This is a genomic window from Kitasatospora sp. NE20-6 (genome assembly GCF_045862635.1).
In genome coordinates this window covers 116,125-124,597 of record NZ_BPRL01000022.1, presented here as the reverse complement: position 1 = coordinate 124,597, position 8,473 = coordinate 116,125, and the positions used below count along the sequence as shown (strand labels likewise).

Below are 8,473 nucleotides of genomic sequence, written 5' to 3'. Positions count from 1 at the left end.
CCCATGACCAACCCCTTCGACGACCAGGACGGCACCTTCCTCGTGCTCGTCAACGACGAGAACCAGCACTCGCTGTGGCCGCAGTTCGCGGACGTCCCCGCCGGCTGGACCGTCGCCCACGGCCCCGACACCCACGCCGCCTGCCTGGAGCACGTCGAGCAGGCCTGGACCGACATGCGGCCCAGGAGCCTCGCCGACGCCATGAACGCCCAGCGGTAGCGCGGCCCGCAGTGAACCCGACCGAAACCACCGGCGAGGCCCGCGACACCGCGGGCCTCGCCCCGCCCGCCGACCTCCCTGCCCCCGCCGCCCCCGCCGACCTCGCCGCCCCCGACGACCTCGCCGCGGCACTGCTCACCCCCGGGGCCCGGCAGGACCCGTACCCGTTCTACGCCCGCATGCGGCAGGAGAGCCCCGTCCACCGCAGCGCCCAGGGCGTCTGGTACCTCACCCGGTACGCCGACGTCGAGACGGCGCTGAGCGACCCGCGGCTGTCCAACGACCGCGACCGGATGACCCGCGCCTACAGCGCGCTCGGCGGCGACCTGAAGGCCCTCAGCCGGCTCACCGACCGACTCGGCCGGGTGATGACCAACACCGACCCGCCGGACCACGCACGGCTGCGCAAGCTGGCCAACCGGGCCTTCACCGCCCGGCGGGTCGAAGCCCTGCGCGACGGCATCCAGCGGATCGTCGACCGGCTCGTCGACGCGGCGGTCGCGGCCGGTCCGGCCATGGACCTGATCGAGGCGGTCGCCGCCCCGCTGCCGATGTCCGTGGTCTGCGAACTGTTCGGCATCCCGGACGAGGACCGGCCGCAGGTCAAGGACTGGTTCCGCCGCTTCGGCCGGCTCAGCGAGGACATCGACAAGTCCGAGGCGGCGATCGAACAGTACGAGGAGTACCTGTCCGGGCTCATCAGGCAGCGCCGGCGTGAACCGGGCGACGACCTGATCAGCGCCCTGGTCGCCACCCAGGCGCAGGACGACCGGCTCACCGACTCCGAACTGCTGTCCACCTGCTTCGTCCTCATCACCGCGGGCGACGAGACCACCACCCACCTCATCGGCAACGGCGTGCTCGCCCTGCTGCGCCACCCGGAGCAGCTCGCCCGGCTGCGCGCGGACCCCGGCCTGATCCGCGACGCCGTCGAGGAACTGGCCCGCTACGACACGGTGACCCAGGCGATCGTCCGGGTCGTCGCGGAGGACCTCCGGATCGGCGGGCGGACGCTCCGCGAGGGCGAGCTGGTGTACCTGTTCCTCGCCGCGACCAACCGCGACCCCGAACGCTTCGAGGACCCGGACCGGCTCGACCTCACCCGCCCCGGCAACCGGCACCTGAGCTTCGGCAACGGCCCGCACTTCTGCCTCGGCGGCCCGCTGGCCAAGCTCCAGGCGGAGGTCGCCGTCGGCACGCTGGTCCGTCGGCTGCCACAGCTGCGCCTCGCCGACGAAGCCGCCGGCGGGGCGGCCCTCGAATGGCGGCCCAACCCGCTGCAACGACGGCTGAGCGCCCTCCCGCTCACCTACTGACACATGAACGACGACGAAGGAGAACCGACCATGGCCCGAGAGTTCGAGGTCCGCCGGGAGCAGGACCTGCCCGCCACCCCCGAGCAGGTCTGGGACGCGGTCGCCACCGGCGCCGGGAACCTCGGCTGGCTCTACCCCATGGAGGTCGAGCCGCGCGTCGGCGGAAAGGCCACCCGGGGTGACTCCACCGTCGTGGCGTGGGAGCCGCCGCGGCACTTCGCGGTCCGGGCGACCCAGGACGGCGGGTTCTCCAACACGCTCACCTACCGGATCGAGCCGGCCGACGACGGCACGAGCCGCTTGCGCATGGGAATCCACTGGGTGCACACGGGCGTCGTCGACGACACCTGGAGGTGGGACGCCAAGTCGGACGCGGCCGAGAAGCACGTCGACTTCTACCAGCACGGCCTCGCCGAGTACCTGCGGCACTTCGCCGGCCGCCCCGCCGTCTACGCCAGGGCCCAGCGCCCCGGACCCACCGACGACCCGGCCGACTTCGCCGCCCTGCGCCGCCACCTCGGCCTCCCCGAGGACGCGGTCGTCGGCGACCGGCTGCCGCTCCGCGTCCCGGGCCGGGACGGCGGCCCGGAGGAGGTGGTCGTGGACTGGCTCAGCACCGATTTCGTCGGCCTGCGCGGCCCGGACGCGCTGTACCGGTTCTTCAACGGCAGCACCTGGAACGTACCGATCTGGCTGGGCCACCACCTGTTCGCCGAGGACGCCGACGAACAGACGGCCGCCAAGGCATGGACCGCCTGGCTCAACGACACCCGAGCATAGGAGACCCCGATGGAAACCTCTGTGGAAACACTCCTCTACGCCGCCGAACTCGTCGAGGAGAACGGCAGCTACACCCTCGTCGTCCAGGACGTGGCACGGGACACCGTCCAGACCACCCCGGTCCCCAGGGCCATGGTGGACAAGCTCCCGGTCTTCCTCTCGGCACTCGCCGCCAAGCTCGGCCCCGCACCGTCACGCAGCCGGTGGTAGCCGTGGGACACCCGGACACCAGGCCGTCACCCGTACGGAGCGACCCCGGCGTCTGGTTCCGCGTGCACCGGCGTGCACAGCGGCCCAGGCTGCGGCTGGTCTGCTTCCCGCACGCGGGCGGCACCACCCATCTCTTCCACGGGTGGCCCGCACTCCTGCCGGCCGACGTCGAGCTCCTGGCGGTCCGCTACCCGGGCCGGCAGAACAGACTCCTGGAGCCCTTCGCCCCCGACCTGCCGACCCTCGCGGAAGAGATCCACACCGCCCTGGAGGCGTACCTGGACCGACCGCTGGCACTGTTCGGTCACAGCATGGGCTCGGCGGTGGCCTACGAGGTCGCCCGGCGGCTCGACGACCGCGGCCTCACGCCCACCCGCCTGCTGGTCTCGGGCCGCGTCGCCCCGCACCGCGCCGCAGCCACCGAACTGCACACCCGGGACGACGAGGCGCTGATCGCGAACGTCCGCCGACTGGGCGGCCCCGGCACGGAGGCCTACGACGACCCGGACCTGCGCGAGCTGATCCTCCCGGCGCTGCGCGCCGACTACCGGCTCATCGAGACGTACCGCCCCCGGCAGCCGAAACCCCTGCGTGCACCCATCACCGCGTACGCAGGGGAGAGCGACCCGTACTGCCCACCGGACGGTGTCCGCGCCTGGTCCGAACTGACCGGCCCCGGAGGTTTCGAGCACCGCTGGTTCCCGGGCGGCCACTTCTACCTGGACCCCTCCGAGGCCGACCTGCTCGCCGACATCACCGCCCGGCTCGCATGAGCGTGCGGCGGCCCGGCCCGGCCCGGGAGGGAACCCGGCCGGGCCGCCGACACGGCACCCGGTACCTGTCGCGTGCTGCCAGCCCCACGCCGGGTCGTCAAGGACCGGATCGTCACGGACCGGGTACGCACGGTGCTCGGCCACGGCGGTCGGTCCGGAGGCGATCGGTCCGGAGACGATCGGGTCGGAGGCGCTGGGGCGGGTGCGACCCGCCCGGCAGGGGGCCGGCGGGCCGGGATCGGCGGCCGTGACCGGGAGGCGGCCGCGCCCCGTCGCGAGATCGATGACCGGACAAGCCTTAGAATCCGAACTATGGGAGAGCGCCCGGGCGCGCCTGCCGCGCCGCCACTGGTTCTCGTCACCGACACGGACTCGCAGCTGATCGATCCGTGCCGCGCCTACCACGTCGGCCGCGACCCGACCGGCGAGATCGTCCTCGACGACCCCCGGGTCTCCTGGCACCACGCCGTGCTGCGCGCCACCGCCGGACACTGGCTGCTGGAGGACGTCGGCAGCACCAACGGCACCTTCGCCGACGGCCGCCGGATCCAGCACGAGGACATCGGCCCCGGCGTCCGGCTGCGGTTCGGCAGCCCGGCCGACGGCCCGTCCGCCACCTTCGCCGACCTGCCCGCACCGGCCTCCGGCGAGCGGACCTCGCTGCTCGCCCCGCAGGCCTCCAGCGTGTTCCGCCAGCCGAGCACCGTGCTGCGGCTGCCCGGCCGGACGGTGCGGATCGGACGGGCCCGCGACAACGACCTCGTCCTCGACGACCTGGAAGCCTCCCGGCACCACGCCGAGCTCCGCATCCTGCCGGACGGCGGCCACGAGATCGTCGACCTGGCCAGCCACAACGGCACCTACGTCAACGGCCGCCCGGTGGAGCGGGCCCCGGTCGGCCCGGCCGACATCATCGGCATCGGCCGCTCCGCACTCTGCCTCTCCGGCGACGAACTGGTCGAGTACACCGACACCGGCGAGGTCTCGCTCGACGTCCAGGGCCTGGTCGTCCGGGTCGGCCCGGACCGGCGCGTGCTGCTGGACGGCGTCGGCTTCCCCCTCGCCGAGAAGACGCTGCTCGCGGTGGCCGGCCCCAGCGGCGCCGGCAAGTCCACCCTGCTCAACGCGCTCACCGGGCTGCGCCCCGCCGACGAGGGCACCGTCCTCTACGACGGACGCGACCTCTACCGCGACTACGCCGAACTGCGGCGCCGGATCGGCCTGGTGCCGCAGGACGACATCCTGCACACCCAGCTGACCGTGCGCCGCGCGCTCTCCTACGCAGCCGAATTACGCTTCCCCGGCGACACCGCCAAACACGAGCGGGAGGCCCGGGTCGCCGAGGTGATCCGGGAACTCGGCCTGGACAGCCGCGCCGACCTGGTGATCTCCAGCCTCTCCGGCGGCCAGCGCAAACGCGTCAGCGTCGCCCTGGAACTGCTCACCAAACCGTCGCTGCTCTTCCTCGACGAGCCCACCTCCGGGCTGGACCCGGGGATGGAGCGCTCGGTGATGCGGATGCTGCGAGGCCTCGCCGACGACGGCCGCACGGTCGTCGTCGTCACCCACAGCGTGCTCAGCCTGAACGTCTGCGACCGGCTGCTGGTCCTGGCCCCCGGCGGCCGGACCGCCTACTACGGCCCGCCCGACGAGGCACTGCCGTTCTTCGGCTTCACCGAGTGGCCGGAGGCCTTCGAGGCCTTCGAGAGCGAGGACCACGCCGCCTGGCAGCGCCGGTTCCGGGAGTCCCCGCAGTACCGGCAGTACGTGGCCGCCGGAGCGGCGCAGGCCGTCCACCCCCGGTACCCGGCCGCGCCGGACGGCGGGCACCCCGCCGGGAGACGGATCGGCCCGGGGCAGCCGCAGGGCTGGTTCTCCCAGCTGTCCACACTGGTCCGCCGGTACACCTCGGTGCTCGCCGCCGACCGGCTCTTCCTCACCGTGATGATCGCCCTGCCGTTCGTCATCGGCGTGATGTGCCGGGCGATGGCCGGCACATCGATCTCCTCGGAGAACGCGATCAACGTCGTGCTCACGCTCTGCATCGGCGGCGTGCTCACCGGCTCCGCCAACGCGGTCCGCGAGGTGGTCAAGGAACGGCCGATCTACCAGCGCGAACGCGTGGTCGGCCTGTCCAGATCGGCCTACCTGGTCTCCAAGGTGGTGGTGCTCGGCACGGTCACGGTGGTGCAGGCGGCCGTGCTGACCACCGTCGGCCTGGCGGGCGTCGACCTGAGCCCGACCCTGCCGACCGGACACCAGGTGGAAAGCGGGGTGGTGCTGCCGCCGCTGGCCGAGCTGGTCATCGCCGTCGCGTTGCTCTCGTTCTCCTCCATGATGCTCGGCCTGCTGGTCTCCGCGCTGGTCCGCAAGGAGGAGGCCACCATGCCGATGCTGGTGCTCCTCTCGGTGGTGCAGATCGTGTTCAGCGGCGCCATGCTGAAGCTGTACGGGGTGCCCGGCCTGGAGCAGTTCGCCTGGCTGGTGCCGTCGCGATGGGGTCTGGCCGCGATGGCCCAGACCATCGATCTGCACGCGGTCTTCCCGACCGGGATCACAGCCGATCCGCTGTTCCGGCCCGACCGCTCCCGCTGGCTGCGCTGCATGGTGATGCTGATCGCCCTCTCGGTGGCGCTGGGCCTCGCCGTACTGGCTCTGCTGCGCCGGCAGGAACCGGCGATCATGCGGAAGTAGCGGAAGCAGGGGAAGGTAGCGGAACGGCCGGGAGCACGAGGACCACCGGGAAGGAGCCGGAGCGGCCGGCCGGAGGGCCGCCGGTCACGAGCGTCACCGACAACGGTGGCCCGTTCCGCGTGTTCCGTCCGTTCCGTTCGCGGCCGGTTCGCCGCCCGCGGCCGCCCGCGGCCGGTTCGCCGCCCGCCGGGCGTACGAGGAGGTCTGCGGGCTGTTCCCGGTGCCCGCCGAGCGCCGTCGGCAGCGCGACGTCCAGCATGCCGTGCCGGCGGCGACCGTCACCCTTCGTCACCACCGGATGCGGCACGGAGCCGCTGACGGTACGGACCCAGGCCCGGCGCCCCTCGCCGTGGCAGGAGCCCGCCGACTCGTGTCAACTGTCAGGTCGGGCAGGCAGCTTCACCGAAGCGCGCCGGACCTCGTGCGGGCCCGGTCCCCCTGGGGCGCAGATGTCGGGCCATCGTCCGGCACTGCCGCCACCGATGCCGCACCGCCCTGTCGGACGGTCTCCGTGACGGACCCGTCCCTGACGCCGTGCCGGCCGAACGCACTCATGACACAGTCTCTGACCAGCCGGAACGGCGAACCGTTGCTGTGGTGCCGGCGAGTGTGGGCTTCCGCCGTGTCCGGGTTGCGGGGAGTGCGTTCCGCGGGCTTCCGGAAGATGGATGCGTCGACCTTCTTGTCGAACGGATGGCCGATCGCCATGCTGCATACATGACATTTCTCATTGCGCGGACACAGCTCCGTGCGTGGAAGAGAGCGCTCTCACTGGTCCCCGTCCTCGCGGTCACGGTGGCGGCCACCGTCGTCGCGACAGCGAGCGCCGAGGCGGCGGTGCCCCCCACGCCCTCGGGCTTCTCGCTCACCTGGAGCGACGACTTCAACGGTGCGTCCGGGACCGGTATCGATCAGAGCCTGTGGAAGTACGACACCGGGCCGGGCAGCAACTTCGGCACCGGTGAGATCGAAACCATGACCAGCAGCACCTCGAACGTCTACCACGACGGCCAGGGCCACCTGGTGCTCCAGGCCCTGCATTCCGGTTCCGACCCGCGGAGCGGATGGACCTCCGGGCGCGTGGAGACCCAGTCGGCGGGCTTCGGCGCCCCGGCGGGCGGAGTCGTGCGCATCGAGTCCGTCCTGCAGCAGCCGAACGTCAACACCGCCAACGGTGCGGGGTACTGGCCGGCGTTCTGGATGCTCGGCGCACCCCTGCGCGACGGTGTGACCTGGCCGAAGTCCGGCGAGATCGACATCATGGAGGACATCAACGGCCGCAGCTCCGTCTTCAGCACGATCCACTGCGGCGTGAACCCGGGCGGTCCGTGCAACGAGTCGACCGGCATCGGCTCGGGCGAGCGCGCCTGTCCGGGCTGTCAGACCGGCTTCCACGACTACGCGGCGGAGATCGACCGCTCGGTGTCGCCGGAGCAGGTCCGGTTCTACCTCGACGGGAACAACTTCTACACCGTCAACGCCAACCAGGTGGATGCGACGACCTGGGCCAACGCGATCGACCACCCGTTCTTCATCATCTACGACCTGGCGATCGGCGGCGGCTTCCCGGACGCCTTCGGCGGGGGCCCGAACGCGGCCACGGTCTCGGGCGGCAAGCTGATCATCGACTCGGTGGCCGTGTACAACAAGGGCGCCGGCTCCGGTGGTGGTGGCGGCGGCTCCGTGACGGGCCAGTCGATCACCGGCCCCGGTGGCAAGTGCGTGGACGTGGCGGGTGACGACGCCGGCGGCGACGGTGCGGCGGTGCAGCTGTGGGACTGCCAGTCGGGGGCCAAGGACCAGCACTGGACCTGGGGCGGCCAGACCCTGCAGACCCTCGGCAAGTGCCTGGACATCGCCGGCGGCAACAGCGCGGCAGGTACGAAGCTGCAGCTCGCCACGTGCAACAGCGGTGGCTACCAGGCGTGGGTGCGGCAGTCCGACGGTTCGCTGCGGAACCCGATCAGCGGCCGGTGCATCGACTCCCCGTCCGGCGCCACCGCGAACGGCACCCGGCTGCAGATCTGGGACTGCAACGGCTCCGGCGCCCAGAAGTTCGCCATCGGCACCCCGGTCTACGGTCCGGGTGGCAAGTGCGTGGACGTGGCGGGTGACGACATCGGCGGCGACGGCACCGCGGTCCAGCTCTGGGACTGCCAGCAGGCGACCGCACTCGACCAGAAGTGGACCTGGAGCGGCCAGACCCTGCGCACGCTGGGCAGGTGCCTGGACATCGCCGGCGGCAACAGCGCCGCAGGCACGCAGCTCCAGCTGGCCACCTGCAACGGCAGCGGCTACCAGAACTGGGTCGCCAACACCGACGGTTCGCTGTCGAACCCGACCAGCGGCCGGTGCATCGACTCCCCGTCCGGTGCCACCGCGAACGGCACCCGGCTGCAGATCTGGGACTGCAACGGCTCCGGCGCCCAGAAGTTCTCCCTGGCCTGAGAGCGGGCAGGACCTCGGCCGTGCACGGCAAGG

7 protein-coding genes are annotated in these 8,473 nt (G+C 72.2%); all 7 read left to right on the top strand.

Annotated features, from left to right (window positions below; translation table 11 throughout):
- Window positions 1-3 precede the first annotated feature (3 nt).
- Window positions 4-219: an MbtH family protein gene (locus tag SNE206_RS19330; protein WP_407914660.1), complete on the top strand. Its 216-nt coding sequence runs from the start codon at window positions 4-6 to the stop codon at window positions 217-219.
- Between the two features lie 11 nt (window positions 220-230).
- On the top strand, window positions 231-1,535 hold the full coding sequence (locus tag SNE206_RS19325; RefSeq protein ID WP_407914659.1) for a cytochrome P450: 1,305 nt from the start codon (window positions 231-233) through the stop codon (window positions 1,533-1,535).
- A 30-nt stretch (window positions 1,536-1,565) separates the two neighbouring features.
- A complete protein-coding gene (locus SNE206_RS19320) occupies window positions 1,566-2,315 on the top strand; it encodes an SRPBCC family protein (RefSeq protein WP_407914658.1) in 750 nt (249 codons plus the stop codon).
- Window positions 2,316-2,324: 9 nt separating this feature from the next.
- On the top strand, window positions 2,325-2,525 hold the full coding sequence (locus SNE206_RS19315; RefSeq protein ID WP_407914657.1) for a hypothetical protein: 201 nt from the start codon (window positions 2,325-2,327) through the stop codon (window positions 2,523-2,525).
- Between the two features lie 2 nt (window positions 2,526-2,527).
- Window positions 2,528-3,298: a thioesterase II family protein gene (locus tag SNE206_RS19310; protein ID WP_407914656.1), complete on the top strand. Its 771-nt coding sequence runs from the start codon at window positions 2,528-2,530 to the stop codon at window positions 3,296-3,298.
- A 312-nt stretch (window positions 3,299-3,610) separates the two neighbouring features.
- Window positions 3,611-5,992 (top strand): FHA domain-containing protein, encoded by a 2,382-nt coding sequence (locus SNE206_RS19305; protein WP_407914655.1) that lies wholly within the window; start codon window positions 3,611-3,613, stop codon window positions 5,990-5,992.
- Between the two features lie 717 nt (window positions 5,993-6,709).
- The gene (locus SNE206_RS19300; protein ID WP_407914654.1) at window positions 6,710-8,440 is read left to right on the top strand and encodes a ricin-type beta-trefoil lectin domain protein; all 1,731 of its coding nucleotides are present in this window, start codon (window positions 6,710-6,712) and stop codon (window positions 8,438-8,440) included.
- Window positions 8,441-8,473 lie beyond the last annotated feature (33 nt).

Bases quoted from the DNA above. Each gene is read 5' to 3' on its own strand.
- SNE206_RS19315 (WP_407914657.1), top strand. From the start codon at position 2,325: ATGGAAACCTCTGTGGAAACACTCCTCTACGCCGCCGAACTCGTCGAG.
- SNE206_RS19320 (WP_407914658.1), top strand. From the start codon at position 1,566: ATGGCCCGAGAGTTCGAGGTCCGCCGGGAGCAGGACCTGCCCGCCACC.
- SNE206_RS19305 (WP_407914655.1), top strand. From the start codon at position 3,611: ATGGGAGAGCGCCCGGGCGCGCCTGCCGCGCCGCCACTGGTTCTCGTC.
- SNE206_RS19300 (WP_407914654.1), top strand. From the start codon at position 6,710: ATGACATTTCTCATTGCGCGGACACAGCTCCGTGCGTGGAAGAGAGCG.
- SNE206_RS19330 (WP_407914660.1), top strand. From the start codon at position 4: ATGACCAACCCCTTCGACGACCAGGACGGCACCTTCCTCGTGCTCGTC.